Here is a 1,052-nt window from a genome sequence, read left to right as displayed (position 1 = left end):
CTTATGGCCTCAGTAAGATTTCCTAAAACAGATCTATGAGGATAAAGGCTGTATTCCTGGTGAAGAATCCCTAAATAAGGTTTAATTCTTCCTCTTCCTAATGGGCCAGATTCGGTCATGTCCACCCAGTCATCCCCAAGCTTGACAGTTATTTTACCAGAACTGGGTTCAGTTAACCCATATAAAATCCTTGAAAGCGTGGTTTTACCAGCTCCACTTAATCCAACAATACCAAAAATTTCGCCCTCATCAACAATCAGGTCTATCCCATCAACAGCCTTTACCACACCTCTTTCTATAGAATAGTAGTGCTTTTTAACGTCTTCCATTTTAATCATTGGCCCGCCGGTTCGGTATTCTGCTATTTTTTTAGGTAATGGAACCTGTTCTAAAAATCTTTTTACAACAGATTCAGGGCCGCCTTCATCGATGATTTCACCCTTTTCAAGCCATATTACATTATCAGAAAGCTTTCTCATAACTTCTGGCCAGTGGGAGGTGATGATCATGGTTGTACCCTTATCCTTTACACCTTCAAGGAGTGCATGGTGTATGAGTTCAGCGGTTTTTGGATCAAGAGTACCTGTGGGTTCATCTGCAAGAAATACCATAGGTTCCTTTGCAATTTGTCTTGCAAGAACCACTCTCTGTTTTTCCCCACCACTTAAATCCCTTGCAATGTGGGTTATTCTGTGGGTCATCTGAGTGGTTTCAAGAAGATCTATGGCCATATACATACTTTCCTCTTCATCATGATGGTTTATGGACTTTAAAACGTTGTCTATTACAGTATCATCTTCATAGAGGGCGAATGTCCTTTGAAGCATTATAGAAATCCGTCTTCTAATTGCAGCAAATATTTTTCTATCAGTATCCCAAAGATCAACCCTTTCTGCTTCAAATTCTCCACCGCAGGTACATTTATGTCCTACTTTCGAAGGAGCATCCACAAAAAAACATTCATGACACAGCGCAATGTTATAAAATATTTTACCGCTGTCTGGCTTGTATTCTTTCATTCCACGGAGCATGTTTATTAAAACAGATTTTCC

The 1,052-nt window shown here is 39.7% G+C and carries 1 protein-coding gene; it reads right to left on the bottom strand.

Features of this window, described 5'->3' with window-relative positions; all coding sequences use genetic code 11:
* Positions 1-1,052, bottom strand: a 1,052-nt coding sequence (gene atwA, locus PQ963_06995) for a methyl coenzyme M reductase system, component A2 (protein MEN4029407.1), incomplete at both ends; no start/stop codon positions are given.

It is taken from the genome of Methanobacterium sp. (assembly GCA_039666455.1).
Classification (GTDB): Archaea; Methanobacteriota; Methanobacteria; order Methanobacteriales; family Methanobacteriaceae; genus Methanobacterium_D.
This window is presented reverse-complemented; position numbering and strand designations above follow the sequence as displayed.